The sequence below is a fragment of the Ramlibacter aurantiacus genome (assembly GCF_016722895.1).
GTDB lineage: Bacteria > Pseudomonadota > Gammaproteobacteria > Burkholderiales > Burkholderiaceae_C > Ramlibacter > Ramlibacter aurantiacus.
Genome location: NZ_JAEQNA010000002.1, coordinates 421,522 through 447,898 on the forward strand (window position 1 = coordinate 421,522; position 26,377 = coordinate 447,898).

General features: G+C 69.4%; 28 protein-coding genes and 1 tRNA gene. 15 read left to right on the plus strand and 14 right to left on the minus strand.

From position 1 onward, the window contains the following. The first annotated feature begins 1 nt into the window (after position 1). Positions 2 to 1,186: a selenoneine synthase SenA gene (gene senA, locus JI739_RS09845; RefSeq protein WP_201683707.1), complete on the plus strand. Its 1,185-nt coding sequence runs from the start codon at positions 2 to 4 to the stop codon at positions 1,184 to 1,186. Positions 1,187 to 1,371: 185 nt separating this feature from the next. Further along, positions 1,372 to 1,701 carry a GYD domain-containing protein gene (locus JI739_RS09850; protein ID WP_201683708.1) on the plus strand — a complete coding sequence of 110 codons (330 nt, stop codon included), beginning with the start codon at positions 1,372 to 1,374 and terminating at the stop codon, positions 1,699 to 1,701. A gap of 51 nt (positions 1,702 to 1,752) precedes the next feature. On the opposite strand, the gene JI739_RS09855 is transcribed toward JI739_RS09850, so the two are convergent. From JI739_RS09855 to JI739_RS09880, 6 genes are all read right to left on the minus strand, one after another. Next, positions 1,753 to 2,280, minus strand: a complete 528-nt coding sequence (locus JI739_RS09855; RefSeq protein WP_201683709.1) for a hypothetical protein — start codon at positions 2,278 to 2,280, stop codon at positions 1,753 to 1,755. 166 nt (positions 2,281 to 2,446) lie between these two features. Next, positions 2,447 to 3,436 (minus strand): Bug family tripartite tricarboxylate transporter substrate binding protein, encoded by a 990-nt coding sequence (locus JI739_RS09860; RefSeq protein ID WP_201683710.1) that lies wholly within the window; start codon positions 3,434 to 3,436, stop codon positions 2,447 to 2,449. 94 nt (positions 3,437 to 3,530) lie between these two features. Further along, positions 3,531 to 4,487 carry a PDR/VanB family oxidoreductase gene (locus JI739_RS09865; protein WP_201683711.1) on the minus strand — a complete coding sequence of 319 codons (957 nt, stop codon included), beginning with the start codon at positions 4,485 to 4,487 and terminating at the stop codon, positions 3,531 to 3,533. After that, positions 4,484 to 5,515 (minus strand): Rieske 2Fe-2S domain-containing protein, encoded by a 1,032-nt coding sequence (locus JI739_RS09870; protein WP_201683712.1) that lies wholly within the window; start codon positions 5,513 to 5,515, stop codon positions 4,484 to 4,486. Before JI739_RS09870 ends, JI739_RS09865 begins: the two co-directional genes overlap by 4 nt. A 23-nt stretch (positions 5,516 to 5,538) precedes the next feature. Then, positions 5,539 to 5,763, minus strand: a complete 225-nt coding sequence (locus JI739_RS09875) for a recombinase-like helix-turn-helix domain-containing protein (protein ID WP_201683713.1) — start codon at positions 5,761 to 5,763, stop codon at positions 5,539 to 5,541. A 40-nt stretch (positions 5,764 to 5,803) separates the two neighbouring features. Continuing rightward, entirely contained in the window at positions 5,804 to 6,769 is a 966-nt protein-coding gene (locus JI739_RS09880; RefSeq protein ID WP_201683714.1) for a VOC family protein, read from the minus strand. Between the two features lie 231 nt (positions 6,770 to 7,000). Between JI739_RS09880 and thpR the strand changes: the two genes are divergently transcribed. The 3 genes from thpR (at position 7,001) to JI739_RS09895 (ending at position 9,295) form a co-directional block, all read left to right on the plus strand. Beyond that, positions 7,001 to 7,540, plus strand: a complete 540-nt coding sequence (gene thpR, locus JI739_RS09885; protein WP_201683715.1) for an RNA 2',3'-cyclic phosphodiesterase — start codon at positions 7,001 to 7,003, stop codon at positions 7,538 to 7,540. 177 nt (positions 7,541 to 7,717) lie between these two features. Further along, entirely contained in the window at positions 7,718 to 8,326 is a 609-nt protein-coding gene (locus tag JI739_RS09890) for a GNAT family N-acetyltransferase (protein ID WP_201683716.1), read from the plus strand. Positions 8,327 to 8,686: 360 nt separating this feature from the next. Beyond that, on the plus strand, positions 8,687 to 9,295 hold the full coding sequence (locus JI739_RS09895; protein WP_201683717.1) for a GNAT family N-acetyltransferase: 609 nt from the start codon (positions 8,687 to 8,689) through the stop codon (positions 9,293 to 9,295). A 12-nt stretch (positions 9,296 to 9,307) separates the two neighbouring features. On the opposite strand, the gene JI739_RS09900 is transcribed toward JI739_RS09895, so the two are convergent. The 3 genes from JI739_RS09900 to JI739_RS09910 form a co-directional block, all read right to left on the minus strand. After that, on the minus strand, positions 9,308 to 11,317 hold the full coding sequence (locus tag JI739_RS09900) for a monovalent cation:proton antiporter family protein (protein ID WP_201683718.1): 2,010 nt from the start codon (positions 11,315 to 11,317) through the stop codon (positions 9,308 to 9,310). 201 nt (positions 11,318 to 11,518) lie between these two features. Then, complete coding sequence (locus JI739_RS09905; protein ID WP_201683719.1) at positions 11,519 to 11,749, minus strand: NmrA family NAD(P)-binding protein; 231 nt, start codon at positions 11,747 to 11,749, stop codon at positions 11,519 to 11,521. A 15-nt stretch (positions 11,750 to 11,764) separates the two neighbouring features. Continuing rightward, positions 11,765 to 12,271: a c-type cytochrome gene (locus JI739_RS09910; RefSeq protein WP_201683720.1), complete on the minus strand. Its 507-nt coding sequence runs from the start codon at positions 12,269 to 12,271 to the stop codon at positions 11,765 to 11,767. Positions 12,272 to 12,476: 205 nt separating this feature from the next. On the opposite strand from JI739_RS09910, the gene JI739_RS09915 reads away from it, so the two are divergent. Both JI739_RS09915 and arsB read left to right on the plus strand, forming a co-directional pair. Then, a complete protein-coding gene (locus tag JI739_RS09915) occupies positions 12,477 to 12,815 on the plus strand; it encodes an ArsR/SmtB family transcription factor (protein ID WP_201683721.1) in 339 nt (112 codons plus the stop codon). 41 nt (positions 12,816 to 12,856) lie between these two features. Continuing rightward, complete coding sequence (gene arsB / locus JI739_RS09920; RefSeq protein ID WP_201683722.1) at positions 12,857 to 13,936, plus strand: ACR3 family arsenite efflux transporter; 1,080 nt, start codon at positions 12,857 to 12,859, stop codon at positions 13,934 to 13,936. A 40-nt stretch (positions 13,937 to 13,976) separates the two neighbouring features. Here arsB and JI739_RS09925 read toward each other — a convergent pair whose 3' ends face one another. Together JI739_RS09925 and JI739_RS09930 are read right to left on the minus strand one after the other, a co-directional pair. Then, positions 13,977 to 15,020 (minus strand): ATP-binding protein, encoded by a 1,044-nt coding sequence (locus JI739_RS09925; protein WP_201683723.1) that lies wholly within the window; start codon positions 15,018 to 15,020, stop codon positions 13,977 to 13,979. Beyond that, positions 15,011 to 15,742, minus strand: a complete 732-nt coding sequence (locus JI739_RS09930) for a response regulator (protein ID WP_201683754.1) — start codon at positions 15,740 to 15,742, stop codon at positions 15,011 to 15,013. Before JI739_RS09930 ends, JI739_RS09925 begins: the two co-directional genes overlap by 10 nt. A gap of 224 nt (positions 15,743 to 15,966) precedes the next feature. Between JI739_RS09930 and JI739_RS09935 the strand changes: the two genes are divergently transcribed. Continuing rightward, the gene (locus JI739_RS09935; protein ID WP_201683724.1) at positions 15,967 to 16,683 is read left to right on the plus strand and encodes a hypothetical protein; all 717 of its coding nucleotides are present in this window, start codon (positions 15,967 to 15,969) and stop codon (positions 16,681 to 16,683) included. A gap of 338 nt (positions 16,684 to 17,021) precedes the next feature. On the opposite strand, the gene JI739_RS09940 is transcribed toward JI739_RS09935, so the two are convergent. Beyond that, a complete protein-coding gene (locus JI739_RS09940; protein ID WP_201683725.1) occupies positions 17,022 to 17,282 on the minus strand; it encodes a hypothetical protein in 261 nt (86 codons plus the stop codon). 227 nt (positions 17,283 to 17,509) lie between these two features. On the opposite strand from JI739_RS09940, the gene JI739_RS09945 reads away from it, so the two are divergent. Genes JI739_RS09945 through mnhG form a run of 6 tightly spaced genes read left to right on the plus strand, consistent with a single transcriptional unit; the run spans position 17,510 to position 23,516 of the window. Beyond that, on the plus strand, positions 17,510 to 20,410 hold the full coding sequence (locus JI739_RS09945; RefSeq protein WP_201683726.1) for a monovalent cation/H+ antiporter subunit A: 2,901 nt from the start codon (positions 17,510 to 17,512) through the stop codon (positions 20,408 to 20,410). Beyond that, positions 20,410 to 20,748 carry a Na+/H+ antiporter subunit C gene (locus tag JI739_RS09950; protein WP_201683727.1) on the plus strand — a complete coding sequence of 113 codons (339 nt, stop codon included), beginning with the start codon at positions 20,410 to 20,412 and terminating at the stop codon, positions 20,746 to 20,748. The genes JI739_RS09945 and JI739_RS09950 overlap by 1 nt, the downstream gene beginning before the upstream one ends. Beyond that, positions 20,745 to 22,343, plus strand: coding sequence for a monovalent cation/H+ antiporter subunit D (locus JI739_RS09955; protein ID WP_201683728.1), 1,599 nt, complete (start codon positions 20,745 to 20,747; stop codon positions 22,341 to 22,343). The genes JI739_RS09950 and JI739_RS09955 overlap by 4 nt, the downstream gene beginning before the upstream one ends. Then, positions 22,340 to 22,849 (plus strand): Na+/H+ antiporter subunit E, encoded by a 510-nt coding sequence (locus tag JI739_RS09960; protein ID WP_201683729.1) that lies wholly within the window; start codon positions 22,340 to 22,342, stop codon positions 22,847 to 22,849. The genes JI739_RS09955 and JI739_RS09960 overlap by 4 nt, the downstream gene beginning before the upstream one ends. Continuing rightward, positions 22,846 to 23,127 carry a K+/H+ antiporter subunit F gene (locus JI739_RS09965; RefSeq protein WP_201683730.1) on the plus strand — a complete coding sequence of 94 codons (282 nt, stop codon included), beginning with the start codon at positions 22,846 to 22,848 and terminating at the stop codon, positions 23,125 to 23,127. The genes JI739_RS09960 and JI739_RS09965 overlap by 4 nt, the downstream gene beginning before the upstream one ends. Then, positions 23,124 to 23,516, plus strand: a complete 393-nt coding sequence (mnhG, locus tag JI739_RS09970) for a monovalent cation/H(+) antiporter subunit G (protein ID WP_201683731.1) — start codon at positions 23,124 to 23,126, stop codon at positions 23,514 to 23,516. Before JI739_RS09965 ends, mnhG begins: the two co-directional genes overlap by 4 nt. On the opposite strand, the gene JI739_RS09975 is transcribed toward mnhG, so the two are convergent. After that, complete coding sequence (locus JI739_RS09975; protein WP_201683732.1) at positions 23,485 to 25,371, minus strand: glycoside hydrolase family 15 protein; 1,887 nt, start codon at positions 25,369 to 25,371, stop codon at positions 23,485 to 23,487. The genes mnhG and JI739_RS09975 overlap by 32 nt on opposite strands. 131 nt (positions 25,372 to 25,502) lie before the next feature. Here JI739_RS09975 and JI739_RS09980 point away from each other — a divergent pair, with 131 nt between their 5' ends. Then, positions 25,503 to 26,204, plus strand: coding sequence for a pirin family protein (locus JI739_RS09980; RefSeq protein WP_201683733.1), 702 nt, complete (start codon positions 25,503 to 25,505; stop codon positions 26,202 to 26,204). Positions 26,205 to 26,217: 13 nt separating this feature from the next. Here the strand turns inward: JI739_RS09980 and JI739_RS09985 are convergent. After that, positions 26,218 to 26,298, minus strand: a tRNA-Gly gene (locus JI739_RS09985). Positions 26,299 to 26,377: the final 79 nt, after the last annotated feature.

Consider the following 26,377-nt stretch of genomic DNA (forward strand, 5'->3'; position numbering starts at 1 on the left):
CATGAAGCCGGCAGTCGACGCGCGAACCCTGTCCGGTGACGCGATCGGCCAGGCCCTGCGCGAAGCGCGCGGCCGCACCCGCGCCTGGACCTTCGACCTCAGCGAAGCGCAGTGGCGGGTGCCGCGGCAGCCGGGGGTGAACCTGCCGGCGTGGGAGCTGGCGCACATCGTCTGGTTCGGCGAGTTCTGGGTCTTGCGCGGGCCGCACACGGTGGATGCGGGCGGCCTGGTGCATGCGAGCCGGCCGCCGCGCATCAGCGGGCCGGACACGCTGTGCGACTCCGCGCGACTGGCGCACGCGGCACGCTGGTCGGCGGCCTTGCCCTCGCGAACCGAACTCGACGGGCAACTCGACGCGCAACTCGAGGCCATGCTGGCCGACCTGGCGTCGGCGGACGGCAGCGATGAAGCGTTGTACCCCCACCGGCTGGTGCTGTTCCACGAGGACATGCATGCGGAGGCCTTTGCCTGGACCCGCGCCACGCTCGGCTATCCGGTGCCGGCTGGGCTGACATTGCGTCGCCTGCCGGAGCGTGCGCCCATGGCCGTCGAGGCCGGTCAGGCGTGTATCGGGCGCGCCGCGCAAGCGCCTGGTTTCTCGTTCGACAACGAGCTGCAGGCGCATCGGGCCGAGCTGGCCGCGTACGAGATCGACGCCACCCCCGTGTCCGCCGGAGCCTTCCAGTCCTTCGTGGAGGCGGGCGGTTACGAGCAGGCGAGTTGGTGGCCGGGCGAAGCGGGCCGCTGGCGTGCGATGCAGGCCTGCAGCCACCCGGTCCGCTGGCGTCGCGCTTCGGCTGGTTGGGAGATGCGTTGGTTCGACCGCTGGCTGCCGCTGGATGTGCAGCAGCCGGTCATCCACCTGAGCGCCTGGGAGGCGCAGGCCTATGCGCTCTGGGCCGGTCGCCGCCTGCCGAGCGCGGCCGAGTGGGAGCATGCCGCGCGCACGCTCCCTGGTTTCGAGTGGGGCGACGGCGTGTGGGAATGGACCGCCAGCGATTTCGAGCCGTATCCGCGCTTCGAGACCGGGCCTTACCGCGACTACTCCGCGCCGTGGTTCGGTGACCACCGCGAACTGCGCGGGGGGGCGTTTGCAACCCACCCCCGCCTGCACGATCCGTGCTTTCGCAACTTCTTCCTGCCGCATCGGCAGGACGTGTTCGCGGGGTTCCGCACGGCGCTGTAGCCCGCGCGCGGGGGCTGGCGTCGTCACCGACGGCTGTGGTTTACCAGCGGATGCCAAACGCGCCTAATGCGTTGCGGGGGCGTGCCATTCAGCGGGTCGCCCTCCCGGCCGCGCCTTGTACGACCTTCACGTGCATGCCGCTGCCCGATCGTCATCGCTGCTGCTTTGCCCTCAAGGAGCACGTCATGCCCCGCTACCTCATCCAGGCGTCCTACGCACCTTCCGCTGCCGCCGCGTTCATCGCCAAGCCGCAGGACAGGGTCGCCGGGGTCAAGTCGCTGGTGGAGAAGCTCGAGGGCAAGTTCGAGAGCCTCGATTTCTGCCTCGGCGAGTACGACGTGGTCGGGATCTTCCAGGCGCCCGACGACGTGACCGCCGCAGCCCTGGCGCTGGCCGTCAACGCCCCGGGACACCTCAGGAGCTACAGGACCACGCGCCTGCTGTCCCCGCAGGAGTTCCTGCAGGCGCAGCAGAAGGCGCAGGGCACGAACTACCAGGCGCCGGCCAAGGGCTGACCGGCCGGTGCCAGCACCGGCCCTCGCGTGTCCCCGGTCGCTCGGTGGACTTCAGTACCGGATATCGCCGAGCGCGTCCAGGGACACGGATTGCTGGAAGGACGGCACGTCGCCCGTGAGGGTGCCGGTGAGGGCACCCCCGCCGGTGGCGTCCGAAAAGCGTCCGGTGCCACCGGTGATGACGTACTGGCCAGCGAAGGTATAGGTGCCGGTGGTGACCAGCGTGAAGACGCCGGCATAGTCGGCCAGCACCTCGTCGCCGCTGGCCGAGTGCATCGTCATGTGGCCTTCGGCAAGGCTGAAGGCCGGTGGCGGGGTGCCCGGTTCGCTGGTGATGCAATGTGACCCGGAGATCTGCACCGCGCCGAGGTGGGTCGCGTGGCCGGTCCCCGTGAACGTTCCTCCAAGGCTCGGTTGGCCCTGGGGCCCGGGGCAGCGCCCGAGGCGGCCGATGCGTTCCTCGACCTGCAGGGAGCCCTTGAACGGGCGGTCGGGACCCGCGAAAGCCGCGCTCGCGGAGGCGGTACAGACGACCATGAGTGCGGCCCGGCAGAGCGCGCTGGTTGGGAGCAGCTTCATGGCTTCCTCCTCGTCAAACGTACGTCCAGGGCGTCGATTGTGCTCACCTGCTCCGGGGGCGCGCTCATCGGCAGCGTGCCGCGGTATCGGTGTGTAAACGAAAAAGGGCAGGGGCCCCGAGGCCGCCTGCCCTGCGTGCGCCAGACGCGCGAGCCGCTTGCGTGACTCAGTCCGCCGTGATCCCCAGGTCCTTGATGATCTTGCCCATCTTGTGGAAGTCCTCGGCCGTGGCCTTGGCCAGCACGTCGGGCGAGCCGCCGCCCGGGGTGGAGCCGACGCCGGTGACCTTCTCGAGCACATCGGGCATCTTCAGGATCTCGTTGACCTGGGTGTTGAGCGTGCGGATCACGTTGGCCGGCGTGCCCTTGGGTGCGTACAGGCCCATCCACGACGGGTTGATGATGTCCTTGTAGCCGGCTTCCACCAGCGTGGGCACGTTGGGCACCAGCGACGAGCGCTTGGGGTCGGCCACGGCCAGCGGCACCAGCTTGCCTTCGGCCAGGTACTGCGACACCACGCCGGGGGTGAGCCAGGCGGTGTTCACGTGGCCGGCGACGACGTCGGTGACCGAGGGGGCGATGCCCTTGTAGGGCACGTGCGTGAGCTTCACGCCCGCTTCCTTGGCCAGCCACTCGCCGATGATGTGCATGGGCGAGCCGCTGCCGGGCGTGGCGTAGGTCACGGGCTTGCCGGACTTGGCGGCCTTGATCATGTCGCCCACCGACTTGAAGCCGGTGCTGGGGTGCGCCACCAGGATCAGCGGCTGGTTGGTGGTGAGCACGATGGGCTCGAAGCCGTTGAGCACGTCGTAGCTGCTGCTGGGGGCGACCTTGAGCACCTGCTGCGAGGTGGTGAAGGTCTTGGGGGTGAGCAGCAGGGTGTAGCCGTCGGGCGCGGCGCGCGAGACGAAGGAATTGCCGATGGTGCCGGCGGCGCCGGGCTTGTTGTCGACGATCACCGGCACCTTCAGGCGCTGGGACAGCTTCTCGGCGATGGCGCGGCCGACCAGGTCGGTGTCGCCGCCGGCCGGGTAGGCCACCACGATGTTGATCTGCTTGCTGGGCCACTTGTCTTGCGCCGCCGCGGGCGTGCTCAAGGTGGCCAGGGGTGCGGCGGCGAGCGCGGCGCACAGGAGGTGACGACGGGTCAATCGCATGGTGATACCTCTAATGGAAGGTGGAAGAAAAAGGGCTCGTTCAAGTTCTTGTTGAACCGGATGCGGAGTGCAATGGGCGTGCCAGCAGCGCCGGCTACAGGTCCAGCACCAGGCGTTCGCTGCGGCAGCCGCCCACGCAAATCATCATGGTGTGACCGGTTTCGTGTTCGGCGGGGCTGAGCACGCTGTCTCGATGATCCGGCAAGCCTTCGAGCACCCGCGTCTCGCAGGCGCCGCAGATGCCGTCTTCGCAGCTGGTGAGCGGCGACACGCCGGCGGCGCGCACGGCCTGCAGCAGGCTCATGCCGGACGTGACCTCGATCCGCTTGCCCGATTGGCGCAGCTCCAGCAGGTAGGTGGTGCGCGCGTCGGCCGCTGCGGCGACCTCGACCGCGGCGAAGCGCTCGATGTGCACGTTGGCGTAGCCCAGCGCCGCGCACTGGCGCTCGAAAGCATCGAGCATGGGCGCGGGACCGCAGGCGTAGTAGTGCGTGGCGTGGCCCGCGGGGCGTGCCGCGAGCAGGGCGTGCAGGTCGGGCGGGCCGCCGCGTTCGTCGTCGAAGTGCCAGGTGACGTCGGCACCCAGGGCCTGCAGATCCTCGCGGAAGGCCGCTTGCGCGCGTGATCGCGCCAGGCAGATCACTTCGTACGAGCGGCCCAGTGCCTTGAGTCGGCGGGCCATGCACAGGATGGGCGTGATGCCGATGCCTCCGGCGAGCAGCACCGAGTGCGCCGCCGTCTCGTCGAGCACGAAGTTGTTGCGCGGCGCACCGATGTCGATCACGGCGCCCACGCGCAACTGCTCGTGCACCCAGCGCGAGCCGCCGCGGCTGGCGCGGTCGTTCAGCACGCCCAGCACGTAGCGATCCCGCTCGGCTGGGTCGTTGCACAGCGAGTAGCTGCGCACCATCCCGTTGCCCAGGTGCAGGTCGACGTGCGAGCCCGCATCGAAGGCCGGGAAGTGCGCGCCGGCCAGCGGCACGAGTTCGATGCCGACGACGCCGTCGGCCTCCCATCGGAGCGTGCGCACCCGCGCTTGCAGGGAGCTCATTTCTTGGCGGATTCGAGCTGCTTGCTGGCCAAGGTCTTGAGAACCCGGCGCAGGCGCACCACGCCCATGTCGTGCTGGTACAGGTGTTCGCGCTTGTTGGCGTCGGGCTCCATGTTCTCGATGGCCAGGCGGTCCTGCTCCAGCACGTTCCAGTGACGCTCTTCCAGTCGGTTCTTGTAGAGGAAGCGCCAGGTGTCGCGCTGCCAGCCGCTGACCTTGCGTGCGCGCCAGTGGAAGACCCCTGCCGTGCGGTTGGTGATGGGCGTGTAGCTGCCGATGATGGTGAAGTTGCCGCCGGGGCCGCCGGTCTTGGGGTAGGGGATCTCCAGGCGCATCAGGTGGATGCCCAGGTCCATCCACTCGGTCCAGTCGAAGTTCACGTCGCGCTGGCCCTTCTTCTCGAAGAAGAAGCCGGTCGGCGTCTCGCGCAGCTGGAAGTCGGCGCTGATCTCGCCTTCGGCCATGGAGTGCGACTGCTTGTGCAGGAAGGCGCCGTGCATGGGGTCGATCACGTTGTCGACCACATAGCGGTAGTCGCAGCCCCACTCGGTGTAGCAGAGGAACGAGGACCATTCGGGCGAGGTCAGCTGCTCGGGCAGGCGCAGCGGCGGCGGCGACGCGAGGTGCGGGTCGGTGGCGTTGAAGACGAACACCGCGTCGTTGCTTTCGGCCACGTGGAAGCTGCGCGCCGCCTTGGAGCCTTCGAGCTTGCAGCCGGGGCTGCCGGGCACGCGGGTGACGGTGCCGTCCTGGCGCACCTCGACCCCGTGGTACGGGCAGGCGATGCGGTCACCCAGGTTCACGCCCAGCGACAGCGGCGCGCCGCGGTGCGGGCAGTGGTCCTCGAGGGCGTTGACCTTGCCGCTGACCGCATCGCGCCAGAGCACCATCTTGTAGCCCAGGCGGCGCAGGGAAATCGGCTTTTCCTTCACGAAGCTGGAAGGGCACACGGGGTACCACAGGTCCTTCAGGCCGACTTCGAGCACCGCGTCGACGGGGTCCTGGATCATGGCGTTGGTGTTTTGCATGGTGTTCTCCGGAAAGCGTGCGCTCAGGCGCCCAGGCGGGCCATGAGTTCCTGGTAGTTCTCGGGCGTCCAGTCCTGCCCGTTGGGCGCCGAGGGGCCCGAGCGGTTCAGGTAGGCGACCAGGCCGTCGAGGTCATGGATGCCCTGCGCGTACGCGCGCTCGATGGCGTCGCCCAGCAGGCTCTCGAAAGCCGTGGGCGGGGCGCTGCGGGTCTGGTGGGTGTCGTTGTAGAGGTCGGGGGTGCGCATGGGCGGTATCTCCTGGGGCCGGTGGAGGGGACGGATGGTTTCAGGATTTGGGACGGTCGGTCATGAACTGGCCGGTGGGCGCCTCGGCCTGCTTCTGGCGGCGGGTGTTGCCGTCGATGCCGCCCTTGATCGCCCATTCGGCGAACACGGTGGGACCGGGGGTGATGTCGCGCGGCTTCCAGCTGGCGGTGAGTTCGTCCTCGTCGGTGTAGTACTCCACCAGGCCACCAGCGGGCGAGACGAAGTACCAGAAGATGGCCGAGGAGATCGGGTGGCGGCCCGGGCCGAGTTCGGTTTCCCAGCCCAGGCGCGACATGTTCATGCCGCCGCCGAAGACTTCATGGATGTCGCGCACGGCGAAGGCCACGTGGTTGAGGCCCTTGCGCGACTGCGGCGGCTGCAGCAGGAACAGGTCGTGGTGGCCGCCCTCGGGCGAGCAGCGCAGGAAGCTGCCACGCTCGGGGTACTGGTCGGACAGCACGAAGCCCAGTTTCTGGATGTAGAAGTCGGTGGTGGATTTCAGGTCGGTCACGAACAGCACCACGTGGCCCACTTCGATGGGCGTGGCGCGCTCGTAGGCGGGGCTGGGCTGGTCCACGCGCTTGCGGCTGCCCCAGGTGTTGAGGGCGGCGCACTCCAGGTCCACGGCGCGCTTGCGGGTGACCTGCAGCCGCACGGCCAGGCCATTGGGGTCGGTGCAGCCGATGCGGCCATCGGCCTGCACGAAGCCCGGTTCGGACTCGATTCGGCTGCGATAGGTCTGCAGGTCCGATTCGTCCTGCACGCCCCAGACCACCTCGCGCAGCGTGGGATCCGGCTCCAGCCCGGCGGGCAGGCCCGGCTTGTCGGACGCCGCCACCAGCACGCGGCAGCCGTTGAGGGATTCGAAGACCAGCTGGTCCGACTGTTCGTCCACCAGTTGCAGCCCCCAGTCGAGGAAGAACTGCCGGCACTTCGGCAGGTCGGTGGCGCCGAACGTCACCTCGTCGATACCCAGAACACTCATGGTCTTTCCTTGCGTTTGCGGCGTGAGGTCTTCTCCGAGCACGTTTCATATACAAAACGCGGTTTCGGAAATGAAACGCCGCTCATTTTACGTACGTCGGGCCCGTAATCAAGCTGTCAGCGAGTTTCCGAGCGCCCGGTGGGGTTGGAGTCGGGTCCAGGGGTTCGAGCCGCCGGGTTCCTGGCGGTTCACCGGGGCTCGCCGGGCCGCGTCAGCGGCCATGATCGGCCGATGTCCACCGAATCCACCCGTCGCCTGTTCATTGGCCTGATGGCGGACCCCGTGGTCCGCGAGCCCGTGCTGGCCTGGCGCAGCCGCTGGCAGTGGCCGCGGCGGCCATCGCTGTCGGCGCCGGCGCACCTGCACCTCACGCTTGCCTTCCTGGGCGACACGCCCGAGGCGTCGGTCGATTCCCTGCGGCAGGCGCTGGCCGGCGTGCGGAGCGAACCCTTTGTGCTGCGGCTGGGGCGGCCGCAGGTCTGGCCCCGTGGGCTGGCCGTGGTGCGCCCCGATCCGGATCGCCGGCTGGACGAGCTGCACCGGCAGGTGCGGCAGGCGGTGGAGCGCGCCGGCCTGGATCCCGGCGCGGGCGAGTCCTGGAAGCCGCACCTCACCCTGGCCCGGCGCGCCATTGGCGCACAACCGCCCGTGGAGCCGCTGGCCTTGTCCTGGCCGGTGTCGGCGTTTTCGCTGGTGTGGTCGCGGCTGCCGCCGCTGGTGCCGCGCGCCGCGTACGAGGAAATCGGTCGCTGGGAACTGCTCACCGGATAAGCAGCAAGGCGGGGCCCTTGTGCATCGAGTGATGCACAGAAGTAGTGAACTGATGCCCCGCACCAGAACGGGGCGTTGTCCTACACGACACCTCTGGAGTGCGCAAGGGGCGAATGCCGGATGGCGATATGAGGTCCAAAGTATCAACATGCCGGCTTTATCAACAAGGGAGCCCCCATGCAAACAGCCCATCGTTTCGGCGCGGTCGCCGTGCGTGCCATGTCCACCTTCACCAAGCCGCCGGTGGCGGTGATCGGCATGTTGAAGAACGGCACCAGGGTCGAAGTCGTGCGTCCGAACGAGACCCACCGGCAGGCCCTGGTGTCCTTCGCCAAGCGGCCGGGCACGATGGCCGACACGATGAAGCGGCCGGAGGAAGCCCACGCCGTTGCCGACGACTACCTGTGGAATGCCAGGTCGCCGAAGCACGATGCCCTGGTGGCGGTCGTCGGGTCCGACGTGGTCGGTGTCACGGAGATCGACCCTGATGTGCACGAGATGGAACCGCCCAAAGATGAGAGCTTCCTGCAGGCGTGTGGAATGCAACCGTCCGAGGTGTGTGTGGCCCAAACCCTCGTCAGCCCGACGTGGCGGAATCTGGGCGTGGGCTCGGTCCTGAAGCTGGGCCAGGCCGAGGCCGCCCGAAACCTCGGCTACCGCGCCGTGGCCACCTGCGGCGGGGTCCAACAGATCGCGCCCAGGGTGGGTGGCACCATGCAGGCGGGTGAGTTCGGGGGATGGACGCTCGTGCCCACCGACACCCAGCCGAAAGGAAAGAATTCCTAGGGATTCAGCGGTCAGGACGGACTGGGAACCCGCCAGTCCGCACCGCTGCTGCGGCCTTCTCGCTGGTGGGGTCGCGGCTGCCGCCGCTGGTGCCGCGCGCCGCGTACGAGGAAGTCGGTCGCTGGGAACTGCTCACCGAATAAGCAGCAAGGCGGACGCCCTTATGCAACGGGCCTCGCCGCCGGCAGCCCCAGCGGTTTCTCACAGAGTTATTCACAGAAGCTGTGAGCAGATCGCCCGCAGGCGCTCGAGGCCTTGTCCTACAGCGCACTCAGGCGGCGCACAAGAGGCGATCGCCCGATGTCTGCGTGCTGCTAAAGCACTAACCTGCGGCGCTTCGCACCAAGCCGGGGAGCTGCCATGCAATCGGTCCATCGTTTCGGCACCGCCTCGGTGCGCGCACTGTCCACGTCCGCCAAGCCGCCGATGTCTGTCGTTCGTGCCCTGAAGAATGGCAGGTCCGTGGAGGTCCTGCGGCCGACCGAGGACCACCGGGCCGCGCTGGTGGCGTTTGCCCGCCGCCCGATCACGATGTTCGACGCGATGGCCGGCCCCGGGCATGCGGAGGCTGCTGCCGACGACTACGTCTGGAACGCCAAGTCCGCCCGACACGATGCCCTGGTCGCGATGGTCGACGCCAAGGTGGTGGGCGTCGCCCAGCTCGACCCCGATGTGCACGAGATGGAGGCGCCGATCGATGCGGGCTTTCTGGAAAGGTGCGGTGTGGAGCGTTCCGAGGTGTGCGTGGCCCGCACCGTGGTGGCCATCGACTGGCAGAACCAGGGTGTCGGCTCGGCCTTGAAAGAGGGGCAGATCGAGGCCGCGCGTGCCATGGGGTACCGGGCCGTGGTGAGCGACTCCAGCCACGCGGCGGTCCATCGCATCGTGTCCAGGTTGGGTGGCACGGTGCAGCCCGGCGGGTTGTGGACGCTGGTGTCGACCGAGCGCCCGACGGTCAAAAGGCAGTGACGGGCGAGCGCCTCAGCCTGGCGAGGTGCGCGGGGAGGGCGGCGCACGCCACCCCTGCAGGCGCGCCTCCACCGCCAGCAGTTCGGCCCGGGTGCCGGACACCACCACCACGTCGTCGGCCTGCAGCGCCATCTCGGGTTCCAGGGTGCGCAGCCGCTCGCCGCGGCGAACCAGCGCGTTGAAAGTCGCGCCGGTCACCACCTCGCTGACCCGCTGCCCGATGACGGGGCTGCTGCCGGGCACCCGCATGGGCTTGAGCCGCAGCAGGCCCTGGCCATCGTCTTCTGCAAGACCACCCGGCTCGCGGCCCCCGAACAGCGCGCGCTGCTGCAGGTAGTGCTGCTGTCGCTGAAGCCGCACCAGGTCTTCGATGCGCGTGACGGGGACGCCGGTATGCATCAGCGCGTGCGACGCGATCATCAGGCCGGCCTCCAGCGTCTCGGGAATCACCGCGGTGGCGCCGGCGGCCTGCAGTTCCTCCACGGTCGAGAGGTCGCGGGTGCGCACGAGCACCGGCACCTGGGGATGTTGCTGGCGCAACTGCTGCAGCGTGCGCAAGGCCGCGCCGGTGTCGTCGTGGCTGATGACCACCAGCCGGGCGCTGCCCAGGCCCAGCCCATCGAGCACATCGAGGCTGCCCGCATCGCCGAAATACACCGGCTCGCCGGCGGCCCGGGCATCGCGCACCCGCTCGGGGTCGAGGTCGAGGGCGACGAATGGAATCTTCTCCTCGTGGAGGAAATGCCCCAGCCCCTGTCCGATGCGGCCATAACCGCAGACCAGCACATGCCCCTTCAACTGCTGCGCGACGTCTCCCGGGGCGCGCAGCTCGGCATCATCGCGACGCGGCTGGCTCGGTGAGAGCAGGCGGGCGATGCGCCCGTTGTGCCGGATCAGCAGCGGCGCGGCGATCATCGAGAACAGCACGGATGCGAGCATCACCTGGCCGAGCCAGGGGCTGGCCAGCTGGTTCTGCAGCGCCAGGGCCAGCAGGGCGAAGCCGAACTCGCCGCCGACCGACAGCAGCAGGCCGGTGCGCCAGCTGGTCTCGGTGTCGATGCCCGCCGCGCGCACGATGCCGGCCACGATCAAGGTCTTGGCCGCCATCAGCACGGCCGCGCCCAGCAGGCCCCACTGCCAGACCTGCGCCAGTTCGCGCAGGTCCACCAGCAGGCCGATGCCCACGAAGAACAGCCCCAGCAGCACATCGCGGAAGGGCCGGATGGTGGCCTCGACCTGGTGCCGGAACTCGGTCTCGCCCAGCACCATGCCGGCCAGGAAGGCGCCGAAAGCCATCGACAGGCCCAGGTAGTTCGTGACCCAGCCCGCCAGGATCGACACGAACAGCACGGCCAGCGTGAAGAGTTCGGCCGAGCGGCGTTTGCCGACGGCGGCGAACAGGGGGCGCAGGACCCAGCGGCCGAGGCCGAACACCAGGCCCAGTGCCAGCGCCGCCTTGGCCAGGGCCCAGCCCAGTTCGGTGCCCAGGGCGGACAGGCCGGCGGCGCTGGCGAGCACCGGGATGACCACCACGAAGGGCACGGCGGTGACGTCCTGGAACACCGACATGGCCACGCCCAGCCGCGAATGCCGCTCGTCCTCTTCGCCTTGATCGGCCAGTTGCTTGCTGATGATGGTGGTGGACGACTGGGCGAACACCGCACCCACCACGAAGGCGGCGGCCGGCGGCGTGCCGGCCAGCCAGGCCAGCAGGCCCACCCCGGCGGTGGTGAGCGCCACCTGGGCCGTGCCCAGGCCGAGGACCAGGTGCCGCAAGGCCAGGATCTGCGGCAGCGAGAAGTTCAGGCCGATGGTGAAGAGCAGGAACACGATGCCGAACTCGGCGATAGGCCGCACCTGGTCGGCGTGGATGGTGGGACCGAAGGTCGTCGGCGCCAGCAGCACGCCGACCAGCAGGTAGCCCAGGCTGGTGGGCAGCTGGAAGCGCTGGAAGACCAGGATCACGGCCACGGTGAGGCCGAGCAACCAGAGCACCTGGTGGAGGACGGAAAGACTCGGCATCGGGCGAGGATAGACGAGCAGGCTCGCCCGGGCTTCGGTCGATACGGCATGCGCGGGCTCGAAAAAGGCCTCGCAAATCCGCGCGGCGCAGCCGATGGACGGGGCCGCCGCGCCCGGACCTTCACGGGGCGTTGTAGCGGACCTCCTGGCCGAGTGCCCTGAAGGCGGCGGCCATCTCGTGCCCGGTGAGTGGCTCGCCACTCACGCCCACCGTGCGGCCCAGGTAGGACTTGCCGGCCTTGACACACCGAACGCGCAGCGGCCGATGTCGGCGCCTCGTCCGGCCAGGCCCGAGGCCTTGGCCGCGTGCGGGTCACCGGTGAGCGCGCGCGCCCGGAACCCCGCGGACGGATCGTCCACGATCGCGCGCACCAGCCCGCCGCCTTGCGCGCCGGTGGCGCCGACCACCGCGACCGTTCTCGTGTCGGCCACGGCGTTCTCCTTCGGTCACATCGGGAAGCTCACGACCGGGCCTTGCGGCTGCTGGCCTGGTGGCAGGTATTCGGGCGCGGGCTCTCCGGCCGGGCCGAGATGCCGCACGAAACGGTAGAGCGAACGCAGGTCCTGCGTGCTCATGTCGCGCAGGTTGAACCAGGGCATGGGCGGGCGCATCTCGTGCGTGCGGGCCATCTTCAACCATTCGGCCTCCGACATGCGCTGCATCATGAGGCGCAGGTTGGCCGGGTAGGTCGTGCCCCAGGCGCCGCGAAAGCCCAGCTTGTCCCCGGTGAGCCATTGCGCCTCGGGCACCTTGCCGCCGGATTGCCCGTAGTTGGGGGTGTGGCAGTCGTTGCAGCCGGCGATCTTGGCGAGGTAGCGGCCCCGCTCGATGGAGCCGCGGTCACCCGGTGCTTGCTTCTCTGCCGGCGGCCGGCCCTGGGCCGAAGCGGCGCCGGCGATCGTGCCGGACAACAGGATCACGAATGAACACAAGCGACGACTGCGTGGTGACATGGCATCCCTCCAGGTTGGGCGCGGCTGATCGGCGGCGCGCTTCACCATAGCCAGCCGACGCGAAAATGCAATGGCCGTTACCGGCTAGCGTTCTGTCCCGCAGGCTTCTGCACTCGATCAGCGAACTTGCGGGACACAACCAGGAGCGTGGGGCGGGGGGAAAGCCAGGCCGGCCCCTCGCCTATACTTCGACGAAATTGGAAATATGGAAGAACGACAGGCCGTCGAATCCCTGGCTGCGTTGGCGCAGCCCGTCCGTTTGCGGGTGTTCCGCGCGCTGGTCGGCGCGGGAAACGAGGGCATGACACCGGGCACGCTCGGCAGCTTGCTCGACGTGGCGCCGTCGACCCTGTCGTTCCACCTGAGGGAGCTGATGAACGCCGGGCTGGTGCGGCAGGAGCGTGACGGGCGACACCTGATCTACCACGCCGCGCTCGAGCAGATGAACGACCTCATGGACTACCTGGCGGCGCATTGCTGCCTGGGTGCGGGATGCGAGGAGCTGCCGGGGCGCAAGGCCGGCAACGCCCGCAAGGCCTGCTGACGGCAAGCCCCGGCCGCGCACCCCTTCCACAAGGACACTCGATGGGACTCTTCGAACGCTATCTCACCGCCTGGGTCGGACTGGGCATCCTTGCCGGGGTCGGTCTCGGGCTCCTCGCGCCTTCGGTGTTCCAGGCCATTGCCGGCATCGAGTTCGCCAGCGTGAACCTGGTGGTAGCCATCTTCATCTGGGTGATGATCTATCCGATGATGATCCAGATCGACTTCGCGTCGGTGAAGGACGTCGGCAAGCGACCGCGCGGCCTGCTGCTGACACTGGCGGTCAACTGGCTCATCAAGCCCTTCACGATGGCGGCCCTGGCGGTGCTGTTCTTCGAGCACGTGTTCGCCGCGTGGATCGACCCCGCCTCGGCCAGCGAGTACATCGCCGGCGCCATCCTGCTCGGGGTGGCGCCCTGCACGGCGATGGTGTTCGTGTGGAGCCAGCTCGTGAAGGGCGATCCCAACTACACGCTGGTGCAGGTCTCGGTCAACGACGTGGTGATGGTGTTCGCCTTCGCACCCATCGCGGCCTTCCTGCTGGGCGTCACCAACGTGACCGTGCCTTGGGAAACCCTGCTGCTATCGACCGTGCTCTACGTGGTGTTGCCGCTGGTGGCGGGTGTGCTGACCCGCCGGGCCTGGCTGAAGGCCGGCGGTCCGCGGCGGGTTGCACGCGGCGTCGGCGCACTCAAGCCCTGGTCCATCGTGGGGCTGATCGCCACGGTGGTCCTGCTGTTCGGTTTCCAGGCGGCCACGCTGGTGGCGCAGCCGCTGGTGATCGCCATGATCGCGGTGCCCCTGGTCATCCAGTCGTACGGCATCTTCGTGGTCGCTGCGATCGGGGCGCGATGGCTGAAGCTTCCGCACGAGATCGCGGCGCCGGCCTGCCTGATCGGCACATCCAACTTCTTCGAGCTGGCCGTGGCGGTGGCCATTTCGCTGTTCGGCCTGCAGTCTGGTGCGGCGCTGGCCACGGTGGTGGGCGTGCTGGTGGAGGTGCCGGTGATGCTGTCGCTGGTCGCGCTGGCCAACCGCACGCGGCATTGGTACCCGGCTGCCGGCGCGGGCGATGCCGGCGCGCAGGGATCAAGCCGAACGGATGCGCTTCGCTCGCCCTGAGGATCTGTTCGCCAGGGGCGGTGACGCCTGCGAGAAGCCATCAGCCTTGCCCCCTCGGCAACCGCAGCATCGCTCGCAAGCCGCCCTCGGCGCGGTTCTCCAGCACCAGCTCGCCGCCGTGCATGGCCGCGGCATCGCGCGCGATGGACAGGCCAAGACCGACGCCGCCTGCCTTCGCCGGTCCCGCAGCGGCGTCCAGCCTCACGAAGGGCTGCAGGGCGCGCTCCATGTCTTCGGGCGCAATGCCCGGCCCGTCGTCCTCGACGGCCACGCCGACCCAGCCCCGGTCGCCGTCCTGCAGCGTGACGGTGACCGTGTGGCCGTGGTGGCGAGCGTTGTCGACCAGGTTCACGATCGCGCGTCGCAGCAGGGTGGGGCGGGCCATGAGCGGCACCGGGCTCGACGCGTCGCCGAGCCGCGCGAAGCGCACGTCATGCCCCAGTGCCTGGTCGTCCTCCACGATGCTTTCCACCAGGGCGAGCATGTCCACCGGGCGGACGGCCTCGGCGTCTTCGATCCCGCGCAGGTACGCCAGCACGCTGTCGACCATGGCGGACATGGCCTCGATGTCCGCATCGAGCTTGTCGCGCAAGGCGGCGTCCTCGACCAGCTCCACGCGCAGCCGCATGCGCGTCAGCGGCGTGCGCAGGTCGTGCGAGACCGCCGCCAGGGCGCGCCCGCGCCCCAGCACGGTCTGCTTGAGCCGCGCCTGCATGAAGTTGAACGCCGCCGCGGCGCTGCGCACCTCGATCGGGCCCGTTTCCGGCAGGGGCGGGGCGTTGAGGTCGCTGGCGAAGGCCGTGGCCGCCGTGGCCAGGTCCTCCAGCGGCTTGCTGGCCCAGCGCATCGCCAGCAACGATGCCGCCAGCACGGCAAGCGCGGTCAGCCCCATCAGTCCGATGAAGGCGGGCGGCAAGCCGGCCCAACGATGTGCCCCGTGCATGGCCCCGTGGCCCAGCATGCCGGCGCGTTCCTGCACATGCAGGAACAGGCTGCCCAACTGTGCGACGAGCAGGCCGACCACGAAAATCAGCGCGGTGCGGCCGGCCAGCGACCTGGGCAGCCAGCCGGAGATCAGGTGCATGCGGACATCCCCTTCACGTCGGCGGCCAGCACATAACCTTCGCCACGCACCGTGCGGATCAGGCGCGCGGGCTTGGCGTCGTCCCGCAGCCGCTGGCGCAAGCGGCTGATCTGCACGTCGATCACGCGGTCGTAGGCCTCGGCTTCACGGCCGTGGATCAGTTCGATCAGCTGGTCGCGGTGCAGCACCCGGTTGGGATGGTCCACGAAGATGCGCAGCAGGCGGTAGTCGGCGCCGGACAGCGGCGTGACCACGCCATCGGGGCTGGTGAGATTGCGCGTGGCGGTGTCGAGTTGCCAGCCCGAAAACGCGAAGCAGCGGTGCGGATCGGCGTCGAGGTTGGGTGGCAGGGCGCGGGTGCGCCGCAGGATGCCCTTGATGCGGGCCAGCAGCTCGCGGGGGCTGAATGGCTTGACCAGGTAGTCGTCCGCGCCCATCTCGATGCCCAGGATGCGGTCGGCCTCCTCGCCGCGGGCGGTGAGCATCAGCACCGGCATGCGGCTGCGGGCTCGCAGGTCGCGGCACAACTCCAGGCCATCCTGGTCGGGCAGGGTGAGGTCGAGCACCACCAGGTCGATCGCATGCTTCACCAGCATCTGCCGCATCTCCCGCCCACTGGCGGCGGCCAGCGCGTCGAAGCCGTTGCGCGAGAGGTAGTCCACCAGGAGCTGGCGGATCTCGGCGTCGTCGTCCACCACCAGGACGCGGTCTCGGTTGTCCATGTTCATGAGGGTCCTCCAGGCGAGGGGGCGCGCAGGCGGCAGTTTTGTATCACCACATGACAGCGCCGGGCGGTGCAACCGCGCGATGCACTTGCGCTGCCCGGCGGATGCCTGCGGACGGCCCGGCGCGGGTGGAATCGCGCTGTCCACCCCGGGTGCACGCCGTGCCTGGTGCGGAACCCGTCCCGCCGAAAGGCGGTGTCACCATTTGCCGGAGCTTGGCCATGAATCGTTTCCTCAGTATTTCCGTTGCGCTCGCCGCCACCGCACTCGTGGGCGCCACCGTCGCCGCCACCTACGAGCCGACCGCCCAGGGGCCAGGCCAGCACGGCGCCGGAGGCGGCCACATGGGCGGTGGCCACATGGGCGGGGAGCACTCGGCGGCCCACGCGGCCATGCTGACCAGCCGCGACGAAGGTTCCGCCGCAGACCTCGACGGAGTGCACCAACTGCTGGCCAACCACGACAAGATCCGCCGTACGGTGACGCGGCTGCCGGATGGCATCCGCACGGTGACCGAGTCCGATGACCCCGCCGTGGCCGCGCAGATCAAGGCCCACGTGGCCAGCATGTCCCAGCGGCTCAAGGACGGCCGCGAGTTCAACATCTTCAGCAAGACCTTGCCCGTGCTGTTCCAGAAGCGGGACCAGATCGCCTCGAACGTGGAAATGACCGAGAAGGGCGCGGTGGTCACGCGGACGTCCCGCTCGCCGGACGTGGTCGCGGCCTTGCAGGCTCACGCCGGCGAAGTGACCGAGCTGGTGAATGAGGGCATGGTCGCGATGCGCCGCGGCATGATGAGCCGCATGGCCATGGGGCAATCGGATGGCGCCCCCCACACGGGCGGCATGGAAATGGCCATGGGAATGGCCATGGGCATGGGCATGGGCATGGGCATGGGCAGGGGCATGGGAATGGGCGGCATGCACGGCCATCGATGACGCGAGGGGCGTGGGTCCATCCCGTGACCGCCGCTCACGCCGCGCGGTCACTCCGGGTGCGACTCGCAGCGCGCAGGACTGGGGGGGCGTGGCGCCCGCCGCTGCGGAGCGGCCGACTCCTGCGTGGTCGGGCGCCGGTCCAGCGCGCAGCGCGTGCACTGGCGGCTCTCCGGGTGCATCGTGAGGCGGACCAGCCCGATGGCCGCGCCGCAGGTGCTGCACGGGCGAGGTGAGGGCGGTCGGGCCCTTGCGGTGGAGGTTTCGGTTGTCATGCGCGTTCGATTGTTCCCATCGCGCGCATCCGGCGCTTGATCCAGCGCAAATGGCGGCCGCAGAGGCTAACGGCCCGTGGGGCAGACGATGTGGCGCGGCGCCTTGCCGTGCAGGTAGTCGGTCTCTTCCTCGGGCGTGGCCGGCCGGATCGCCACCAGCCGCGCCTGCGGCCCCTGCACGTCCGCCAGTTCGTTCGCGAGCATTTCAGCGCCGTCGGCCCCCGCGGGCAGGGCGCGGTACCAGCGGCGCGGCGCGCCGCGCCAGGTGTAATCCACGATCCAGAGGCGGCTGGTCTTGAAGAAGGTGGCCATGGCGGGAAGATACATCCCGGATGGTCCGGACCTGTTGCCCGCCCGCCGCCTTCGTGCCGGCAGGGCCGAGGCCGCCGGTCCCCCCCAGCCGTCGTTCGAACCCGCCCGCCTCCACGAGCCAGGCGCCTGGCGGCGTTCGGCCGCCCAGGTGCCGGCGCCCGGGCAACCGTCAATACCGCCATTCAGGCTGCCGATGGCAGAGCCGATCAGCACGGGTCATCTGATAGCCTCACGGCACCACCATGACTCTTGTATTGCTGTTGGTGCTGCCCTTCGTGGCGAGCGCCATTGCCGCGGCCTTGCCCGCCAACGCCAGAAACCTCGAAGCCTGGGGAGCCGGCGTGGTCGCGCTGGCCTGCCTGGGGCTGCTGGCCAGCGCCTACCCGCAGGTGCAGGGCGGCGGCGTGATCGAGCACCGCATCCCGTGGCTGCCCAGGCTGGGCGCCGATCTCGTGTTGCGCCTGGACGGCCTGGGCTGGTTGCTGGGCCTGCTGGTGACCGGCATCGGCCTGCTCGTGGTGCTGTACGCGCGCTACTACATGTCGCCCCAGGATCCGGTGCCCCGGTTCTTCGCCTTCCTGCTGGCGTTCATGGGGTCCATGCTGGGCATCGCGCTGTCGGGCAACCTGATCCAGCTGGTCCTGTTCTGGGAGCTGACCAGCCTGACTTCATTCCTGCTCATCGGCTACTGGCATCGGCGCGCCGATGCCCGGCGCGGTGCCCGGATGGCGCTCACCGTCACCGCCGCGGGCGGCCTGTGCCTGCTGGCCGGCGTGCTGCTGATCGGCGGCATCGTCGGCAGCTACGACCTCGATCGCGTGCTCGCCTCGGGCGAGCTGGTACGCGGCAGCCCGCACTACCTGGCGGCCCTCGTGCTGGTCGCCGTCGGTGCCCTGACCAAGAGCGCGCAGTTCCCGTTCCACTTCTGGCTGCCGCATGCCATGGCGGCGCCGACGCCCGTGTCGGCGTACCTGCACTCGGCCACGATGGTCAAGGCGGGCGTGTTCCTGCTGATGCGGCTGTGGCCGGTGCTGTCGGGCACGCCCGAGTGGAGCTGGATCATCGGCGGCGCGGGCGTGGCCACCATGCTGGTCGGCTCCTTCGCGGCCATCTTCCAGCGCGACCTGAAAGGGCTGCTCGCCTATTCGACCATCAGCCACCTGGGGCTGATCACGGTGCTGCTCGGCATCGGCACGCCGCTGGGCCTGGTGGCCGGGGTGTTCCACATGATGAACCACGCGACCTTCAAGGCGTCGCTCTTCATGGCCGCCGGCGCGGTGGACCACGAGACCGGCACGCGCGACATGCAGCAGCTCACCGGGCTGGGCCGCGTGATGCCCATCACCGCCACCCTGGCGATCGTGGCCAGCGCGGCCATGGCCGGGGTGCCGCTGCTCAACGGCTTCCTGTCCAAGGAGATGTTCTTCGCCGAGACCGCGCTGGTCGGCGGCGACGAGCACTGGTACCTGTCCTACGCGGCGCTCATGATGGGCACCTTCAGCGTGGCCTATTCGCTGCGGTTCATCTCGGTCTTCTTCGGCCCGCCCGCGCCCGACCTTCCGCGCACGCCGCACGAGCCGCCGCGCCTGATGCGTTTCCCCATCGAGTTCCTGGTGCTGCTGTGCCTGATCGTGGGCATCTTCCCGGGCTGGAGCGTGAACGAGGTCCTGGTGAACTCGGTGCAGGCGGTGCTGGGTGCGGCCACGCCGCAGTTCAACCTGTCGCTCTGGCATGGCGTGAACCTGCCGCTGGTGATGAGCGTGGTGGCCCTGGTGGGGGGCATCGCGCTGTACGTGCTGTTGCGGCTGCGGTTCAGCCTCAAGGAGCGTGAACGAACCCCCGTGCTGCACCGCTTCGCAGGCGCGCAGTTGTTCGAAAGCCTGCTGCTGCGGCTGTTCTCGGTCTCGCGCTGGACGCTGCGGCAGGTCTCCACCGAACGCACGCAGCCGCAGTTGCTCCTGGTGATGGCGTTCTTCGCGGTGCTGCCCCTCCTGGCAGCCGGTGTGCCGAGCCTGGCGCAGGTCCGCGAGTCGGTCAGCGGCGACCCGCTGATCGCGGCCCTTTGGCTGATCGGCAGTGCCTGCGCGGTCGCTGCCGCCTGGACGGCCAAGTTCCATCGGCTGGCCGCGCTCATCCTTGTCGGCGGCACCGGGCTGGTGACCAGCATGACCTTCCTGTGGCTGTCGGCACCCGACCTGGCCCTGACGCAGCTGATGGTGGAGACCGTCACGATGGTGCTGATCCTGCTGGGCCTGCGCTGGCTGCCGCCACGCCGGGAACCCCTGCGGGGCACGGCGCCCGCACGGGTGGTCGCGCGGCGCGCTCGCGACCTGCTGGTGGCCGCGGCAGGCGGCTCGGTGCTGGCGCTGGTGACCTTCACGCTGCTGATGCTGGAGCCGCCGCCGCGCATCGGCGAGTACTTCCTGCGCCACGCCCTGACCGGCGGCGGCGGCAGTAACGCCGTCAACGTGCTGCTGGTCGACTTCCGCGGCTTCGACACGCTGGGTGAGATATGCGTGCTGAGCATCGTGGCCCTGACGGTGTACGCGCTGCTGCGGCGCTTCCGGCCCGCGCCCGACAGCCTGCCCCTGGCGCAGCAACTGCCGGGCAGCCCCGACCCGGCGGCGCGCCAGTCGCCGCGGCGGCAGGTGAGCGAAGGCTGGCTGGTGGTGCCGGCGGTGTACCTGCGCCTGCTGCTGCCCTTCATGGGCCTGGTGGCCGCCTATTTCTTCATGCGTGGGCACAACCTGCCGGGCGGCGGCTTCGTGGCCGGCCTGGTCTTCTCGGTGGGGCTGATCGTGCAGTACCTGCTCGGCGGCACCGAGTGGGTGGAGTCGCGGCTGCGGATCCGGCCGCACGGCTGGACCGCCGCGGGACTGCTGCTGGCCGTCACCACCGGAGCGGGCTCCTGGGCCTTCGGATACCCCTTCCTGACCAGCCACACCGCGCATCTCGAGCTTCCGCTGATCGGTGAGCTTCATGTGCCCAGCGCGTTCTTCTTCGACCTGGGCGTGTTCCTGGCCGTGGTCGGCACCACCCTGCTGATGCTGGTCGCACTGGCTCACCAGTCGATCCGCGCCAAGCCGGCGCACGCACATGCGCAGGACGCGCAGGCGCGGCCGCCCGGGCGGGAGGCGCACTGATGGAGCTCGTGCTATCCCTGAGCGTGGGCGTGCTCTTCGGCTCGGGCATCTGGCTGCTGCTGCGTCCGCGTAGTTTCCAGGTGGTGATGGGGCTGCTGCTGATGTCCTACGCGGTCAACCTCTTCATCTTCCTGGTGGGCGGGGTGGTGGTGGACAAGCCGCCGCTGACCTTCACGCCCGAGGTCGACCCCCAGGACCATGCCGACCCGCTGCCGCAGGCGCTGGTGCTCACGGCCATCGTGATCGGCTTCGCCACTACCGCGCTGTACCTGGTGGTGATGATCGGCTCGCGCGGCCTCACCGGCTCCGACCACGTCGACGGCGAGGAGGAGCGATGAACCCCGGCCTGTCGCCACACCTGGTCATCGCGCCGGTGTTGCTGCCGCTTGTCTTCGCGGCCGTGCTGCTGGGCATCCGCGAGCGATCCCACGGCCTGAAGTTCGCCCTCAGCCTGCTGTCCGTGCTGCTGCAGGGCGCGGTGGCGCTGGCCCTGCTGGTGCAGACGCAGGACGCGACCCAGGTGTACCTGGCGGCCAACTGGCCGGCGCCGTTCGGCATCGCGCTGGTGGCAGACCGCCTGTCGGCCGCCATGCTGGCCCTCACCGCGCTGCTGGGCGGTTGCGTGCTGCTGTACGCCATGCAGGGCTGGAGCCGCATCGGCGTGCATTTCCATTCGCTGCTGCAGTTCCTGCTGATGGGGCTCAACGGCGCGTTCCTCACGCACGACCTGTTCAACCTGTTCGTGTTCTTCGAGGTCTCGCTCGCCGCCTCGTACGGGCTGGTGCTGCACGGCTACACCGCGCAGCGGGTGCGGGCGGGCATGCAGTACATCACCATCAACCTGGCCGCCTCGCTGCTGTTCCTGATCGGCGTGGCGCTCATTTATGCGAGCGTCGGCACGCTCAATTTCGCGGACGTGGCGGCGCGCCTGCCGCAGGCCGGCGAAGCGGCCGGCACGCTGGCGCGCATCGGCGCGGTCACGCTGTGCATCGTGTTTCTGGTGAAGGCGGCCGCGTGGCCCCTGGGCTTCTGGCTGCCCGCCACCTATACCTCGGCCTCGCCGCCGGCCGCGGCCATGCTCGTGCTGCTGACCAAGGTGGGGGCGTACGCGGTGTTGCGGCTGTGGCCGATGCTGTTCCCGGGCGAATCGGGTTTCGGGCTGCCCCTGCTCACCGCCCTGGGCCTGCTCACCGTGGCCTTCGCCGCGGTGGGCATGCTGTCCAGCGATTCGCCGGGCCGCCTGGGCGGCTATGGCGCCATCATGTCCTCGGGCATCGTGGTCACTGCCGTGGGCTATGGCAGCCCGGCCCTCCTGGCCGCAGCGCTCTACTACCTGCTCAGCTCCATCCTGGCCGTCTCGGCCTTCATGCTGCTGATCGAGTTGATCGAGCGGGTTCGCTCGCCCGCTGCGGCCGTGGTGGCCCTGACCACGGAGGCCTTCGCGGTGGAGGAGGCGCCCGACCAGCCGGTGGGCGAAGGCATCCCCGGCGGGCTGGCGTTCCTGGGCCTGGCCTTCGCCGGCTGCGCGATCGTGATGGCGGGCATCCCGCCCCTGTCCGGCTTCGTCGGCAAGTTCGCCCTGCTGCACGGGGTGGTCGCGCACCGCAATACCGGCATGAACTGGCTCGACGGGGCCGTCATCGCCCTGGTCCTGTGGGGCGGCATGGCCGCCATCATCTCGCTCATGCGCTTCGGCGTGCGCACCTTCTGGGCCGCCGGCGCCATCAAGGCGCCACCGATGCGCGCGAGCGAGGTGGCGCCCATCGCCCTCCTGCTGGGTGCCGGCATCGTGCTGATGGTGTGGGCGCAGCCGGTGCTGCGCTTCCTCGACGGCGCGGCCGCCGAGCTGCATCGGCCGGCGGGCCATGCCCAGCGCGTGCTCGGCGAGCCGCCTGTTTCATCGACTCCGCAGCCGCTGCACGAGGGCCGATGAAACGCGTCTTTCCCCACCCCAAGGTGTCGCTGGCGTTGTGGCTGACGTGGCTGCTGCTGAACGAGACCGTCGCCGCCGGCCACCTGCTGCTGGGGGCGGCCCTGGCCTGGCTCATCCCGCTGTGGACGAGTCGGCTCGATCCGCTGCGTTACCCGCGCCTGAAGCGGCCGTGGGCCCTGCTGCGGCTGCTGTGGATGGCCACGGTCGAGATCGCCCGCTCCTGCGTCAACGTGAGCCGCATCATCCTGTTCGCCGATCCCCAGGGCGTGCGGTCCATGTTCCTGCGCGTGCCGCTGGACATCCGCCATCCGTTCGGGCTGGCGGTGCTGTCCTGCCTCATCAACTCCACGCCGGGGACGGTGTGGGTGGAGATCCTGCCGGGGCGGGACGGGCGCGACGAGCTGGCCTTGCACGTGTTCGACCTGCAGGACCCGCAGTGGTGGATCGACACCATCAAGCAGCGCTACGAACAGCCGTTGATCGAGATCTTCGAGGAGGTGACATGACCGAGTGGATGCTGCGCGGCGCCATGGGCTTCGCCCTGGTGTGCGTCGTGCTGTCGATGGTGTTCTGCACGGTGCGCCTGTTGCTCGGCCCGTCGTCGCAGGATCGCATCCTGGCCCTGGACACCCTCTGGATGACCGCCATGCTGCTCGCGCTGGTGATCGGCATGCGAACGGCCCGCACGGTCTACTTCGACATCGCCATGCTCATCGCGCTGACCGGGTTCGTCTCCACCATCGCGGTGGCCAAGTTCCTGCTGCGCGGGGAGGTCATCGAATGAGCGAAGCGGCCATGCAATTGCCACTATGGGCCGCGCTTCTGGTGAGCGTGCTGCTGGTGGTCGGCGGGGCGATCTGCGTCATCGGCGCATTGGGGCTGATGCGGCTGCCCACGTTCTACCAGCGCGTGCACGGCCCGGCGATCACGGTGTCGCTCGGGGCCGGCTGCCTGCTGGTCGCCTCCATGCTGTTTTTCAGCGCGGGGCAGCAGCGGCTGGTGCTGCACGAAGTGGTCATCACGCTGTTCGTGCTGCTCACGGCGCCGGTGGTGTCGATGATGGTGATGCGGGCCGCCGTGTACCGCGACCTGCAGACCGGGCGGCGGGACAGCGGCGCGGCCGCGGGTGACGTGTACCCCTTCAGCCAGGACGCCGGGCCGCCGGCACCTTGAGCGGCTGCGGCGCGGACGAGCCCGCATGGCTGCCGGGGTCCGCCACCGTGTGTTCGGCGCGCTGCGGGGCCGGGCCATGCGAGGACGCCAGGTTGTGCGCCGCATTGACCAGCGCGATGTGCGAGAAAGCCTGCGGGAAATTGCCCAGCTGCCGCCCCAGCGTCGCGTCGTACTCCTCGGCCAGCAGCCCCAGGTCATTGCGCAGCGCCAGCAGGTGCTCGAACAGGGCCAGGGCTTCATCGCGCCGGCCCATCATCACGTAGGCGTCCACCAGCCAGAAGCTGCAGGCGAGGAAGGCCCCTTCGTCGCCTGGCAGCCCGTCGGGCGTGTCCGCGGGCCGGTAGCGCAGCACCAGCCCGTCCTGCATCAACTCGCGCTCGATGGCGGCGACCGTGTCGATGAAGCGCGGATCATCGGCCGACAAGAAGCCCACTTGCGCCATCAGCAGCAGCGACGCGTCCAGGGAGGTGCCGCCGTAGAACTGCACGAAGCTGCGCTTGTCGGGGTTCCAGCCGTGGGTGCAGATGTCGGCGTGGATGCGGGCGCGGACCTCGCGCCAGCGCTCGACCGGGCCGTCGAGTCCGAACTCCTCCACCGCCTTCACGCCGCGGTCGAAGGCCGTCCAGCACATCAGCCGCGAGTGGGTGAAGTGCTTCTGGCCGCCCCGCACTTCCCAGATGCCCTCGTCGGTCTTGTTCCAGTCCTGCTCCAGCTGCTTCAGGATGGTCCTCTGGAGGGACCACGCGTCTTCGTTGCGCTCGAGATTGAACTTGCGGCCCACGTGCAGGGTGTCCAGCAACTCACCCGGCACGTCGAGCTGCCGCTGGCCGTACGCGGCGTTGCCCACGCGCACCGGACGGCTTTCGGCGTAGCCGGGCAGCCAGGGCAGCTCGACCTCGGTGAGCCGACGTTCGCCGCGAATGCCGTACATGATCTGCAGCTGCCGCGGATCGCCCGCGACCGCCCGCAGCAGCCACTGGCGCCAGGCGTGGGCTTCGTCGCGGTAGCCCGAAGCGAGCAGGGCCTGCAGCACCAGCGTCGAATCGCGCAACCAGCAATACCGGTAGTCCCAGTTGCGCACCCCGCCCAGGCGTTCGGGCAGTGAAGTCGTGAGCGCCGCGACAATGCCGGCGGTCGGCTGGAAGGTCAGCGCCTTGAGCGTGATGAGCGAGCGCGAGACGGCGTCATGCCACGCATGGCCCTCGGGCAGCGCGAACTCGCATCGGCAGCTCCAGTCGCGCCAGCGCCTGGCCGTCTGCGCCACGCGCTCTTCGCAGTTCTGCAGGGGGCGCTCGGGCCAATGCGAGGGGTGGTAGGCCAGCGTGAACGGCAGGTGCTCGCCGGCGGACACGGTGAACTCGGCGACGGTGGTCATGTCGCGGCCGACCAGATCGACCGGCGAGAACAGCTGCAGCGCGTCCGGCCCGGCGACGGCGCTCAATCCGTAGTCGCGGTGGCGCACCCAGGGCACGATCTGTCCGTAATCGAAGCGGATGACGAGCTCCATGCACAGGGCCACGCGCCCTGTCTCGCCGCGCACGACGCGCAGCACGTCCACTTCGCGCTCGTTGTCGGAAAAGGGCATGCAGTCGATGAGCGTGCAGGCGCCGCTGGCGGTCTCGAACCGCGTCTCCAGGATGGCCGTGCCCGGCTGGTACCGGCGCGTGGTGCGCAGGACGGGATCGGCCGGGCGGATCTGCCAGTGGCCGTGCGCCGGCGTGCCCAGCAATGCGGCGAAGCACGCGTGGCTGTCGAAATGCGGCAGGCACAGCCAGTCGATCGAGCCATCGCGCGCGACCAGCGCACCGCTCATCATGTTGCCGATGAAGCCGTAGTCCTCGATGTGCTTGTTCATGGGTTCGACGGTGATGGCCTACTTGTAGCAGTTGCCCGCTTGCGATGGGCTTCACATGCTCGCGCATGCAAACGGTTACCTGCGTCGCGGTGGCACCATGGGCGGTCTCTATTCGAAACGGAGTTCCACGCATGATCCGCCTACGCAAGTCGGAAGAGCGCGGCCATGCCGACCACGGCTGGCTGAAGTCGAAACACAGCTTCTCCTTCGCCAACTACCACGACCCGCGACACATGGGCTTCGGCAACCTGCGGGTGATCAACGAAGACCGCGTGGCGGCGGGGCAGGGCTTCGGCACCCACGGGCACCGCGACATGGAAATCATCAGCTACGTGCTGTCCGGCGAGCTCGCCCACCGGGACACGCTGGGCAACGTCAAGACCATCCCGCCGGGCGACGTGCAGCGCATGAGCGCCGGCACCGGCGTGCAGCACAGCGAGTTCAACTATTCGCAGGACGGCGAGACGCATTTCCTGCAGATCTGGATCCTGCCCAGCCGGCGCGGAGTGCCACCGGGCTACGAGCAGAAGACCATCCCCGAGGCCGACAAGCGCGGCAAGCTGCGCCTGGTGGCCTCACCCGATGGCGCGTCGGACTCGGTCACCCTCAACGCCGACGCGCGCATGTATGCGGGGCTGTTCGATGGAACCGAGGAGGCGACGCTGGCGATCGACGCCGGACGCAAGTGCTACGTGCACCTGGTGCGCGGGGAACTGGAGGTGAATGGACAGCGCCTGCGAGGAGGCGACGCGGCGATGCTGGAGGGGGAGGTGAGCTTGACCCTCTCGGGAGGGCGCAACGCCGAGGTGCTGGTGTTCGACCTCGAGCCTTGACGGGGCTGAGGGGTGGAGCGGGCGATGGGAATCGAACCCACGTCTTGAGCTTGGGAAGCTCTTCGTCTCACCTCGTCAGGTTCGACGCACCCGCACGGGTTCCACGGCTCTCAAGCTGGCGAACGTCTCTCGACGATCACCGGTGGGCAGGTTCCCGGTGCAGTTTCGGTCAG

Excerpts from the sequence above, each read along its gene's own strand:
- senA (WP_201683707.1), top strand. The coding sequence starts at position 2 with ATGAAGCCGGCAGTCGACGCGCGAACCCTGTCCGGTGACGCGATCGGC.
- JI739_RS09850 (WP_201683708.1), top strand. The coding sequence starts at position 1,372 with ATGCCCCGCTACCTCATCCAGGCGTCCTACGCACCTTCCGCTGCCGCC.
- JI739_RS09855 (WP_201683709.1), bottom strand. The coding sequence starts at position 2,280 with ATGAAGCTGCTCCCAACCAGCGCGCTCTGCCGGGCCGCACTCATGGTC.
- JI739_RS09860 (WP_201683710.1), bottom strand. The coding sequence starts at position 3,436 with ATGCGATTGACCCGTCGTCACCTCCTGTGCGCCGCGCTCGCCGCCGCA.
- JI739_RS09865 (WP_201683711.1), bottom strand. The coding sequence starts at position 4,487 with ATGAGCTCCCTGCAAGCGCGGGTGCGCACGCTCCGATGGGAGGCCGAC.
- JI739_RS09870 (WP_201683712.1), bottom strand. The coding sequence starts at position 5,515 with ATGCAAAACACCAACGCCATGATCCAGGACCCCGTCGACGCGGTGCTC.
- JI739_RS09875 (WP_201683713.1), bottom strand. The coding sequence starts at position 5,763 with ATGCGCACCCCCGACCTCTACAACGACACCCACCAGACCCGCAGCGCC.
- JI739_RS09880 (WP_201683714.1), bottom strand. The coding sequence starts at position 6,769 with ATGAGTGTTCTGGGTATCGACGAGGTGACGTTCGGCGCCACCGACCTG.
- thpR (WP_201683715.1), top strand. The coding sequence starts at position 7,001 with ATGTCCACCGAATCCACCCGTCGCCTGTTCATTGGCCTGATGGCGGAC.
- JI739_RS09890 (WP_201683716.1), top strand. The coding sequence starts at position 7,718 with ATGCAAACAGCCCATCGTTTCGGCGCGGTCGCCGTGCGTGCCATGTCC.
- JI739_RS09895 (WP_201683717.1), top strand. The coding sequence starts at position 8,687 with ATGCAATCGGTCCATCGTTTCGGCACCGCCTCGGTGCGCGCACTGTCC.
- JI739_RS09900 (WP_201683718.1), bottom strand. The coding sequence starts at position 11,317 with ATGCCGAGTCTTTCCGTCCTCCACCAGGTGCTCTGGTTGCTCGGCCTC.
- JI739_RS09910 (WP_201683720.1), bottom strand. The coding sequence starts at position 12,271 with ATGTCACCACGCAGTCGTCGCTTGTGTTCATTCGTGATCCTGTTGTCC.
- JI739_RS09915 (WP_201683721.1), top strand. The coding sequence starts at position 12,477 with ATGGAAGAACGACAGGCCGTCGAATCCCTGGCTGCGTTGGCGCAGCCC.
- arsB (WP_201683722.1), top strand. The coding sequence starts at position 12,857 with ATGGGACTCTTCGAACGCTATCTCACCGCCTGGGTCGGACTGGGCATC.
- JI739_RS09925 (WP_201683723.1), bottom strand. The coding sequence starts at position 15,020 with ATGCACCTGATCTCCGGCTGGCTGCCCAGGTCGCTGGCCGGCCGCACC.
- JI739_RS09930 (WP_201683754.1), bottom strand. The coding sequence starts at position 15,742 with ATGGACAACCGAGACCGCGTCCTGGTGGTGGACGACGACGCCGAGATC.
- JI739_RS09935 (WP_201683724.1), top strand. The coding sequence starts at position 15,967 with ATGAATCGTTTCCTCAGTATTTCCGTTGCGCTCGCCGCCACCGCACTC.
- JI739_RS09940 (WP_201683725.1), bottom strand. The coding sequence starts at position 17,282 with ATGTATCTTCCCGCCATGGCCACCTTCTTCAAGACCAGCCGCCTCTGG.
- JI739_RS09945 (WP_201683726.1), top strand. The coding sequence starts at position 17,510 with ATGACTCTTGTATTGCTGTTGGTGCTGCCCTTCGTGGCGAGCGCCATT.
- JI739_RS09950 (WP_201683727.1), top strand. The coding sequence starts at position 20,410 with ATGGAGCTCGTGCTATCCCTGAGCGTGGGCGTGCTCTTCGGCTCGGGC.
- JI739_RS09955 (WP_201683728.1), top strand. The coding sequence starts at position 20,745 with ATGAACCCCGGCCTGTCGCCACACCTGGTCATCGCGCCGGTGTTGCTG.
- JI739_RS09960 (WP_201683729.1), top strand. The coding sequence starts at position 22,340 with ATGAAACGCGTCTTTCCCCACCCCAAGGTGTCGCTGGCGTTGTGGCTG.
- JI739_RS09965 (WP_201683730.1), top strand. The coding sequence starts at position 22,846 with ATGACCGAGTGGATGCTGCGCGGCGCCATGGGCTTCGCCCTGGTGTGC.
- mnhG (WP_201683731.1), top strand. The coding sequence starts at position 23,124 with ATGAGCGAAGCGGCCATGCAATTGCCACTATGGGCCGCGCTTCTGGTG.
- JI739_RS09975 (WP_201683732.1), bottom strand. The coding sequence starts at position 25,371 with ATGAACAAGCACATCGAGGACTACGGCTTCATCGGCAACATGATGAGC.
- JI739_RS09980 (WP_201683733.1), top strand. The coding sequence starts at position 25,503 with ATGATCCGCCTACGCAAGTCGGAAGAGCGCGGCCATGCCGACCACGGC.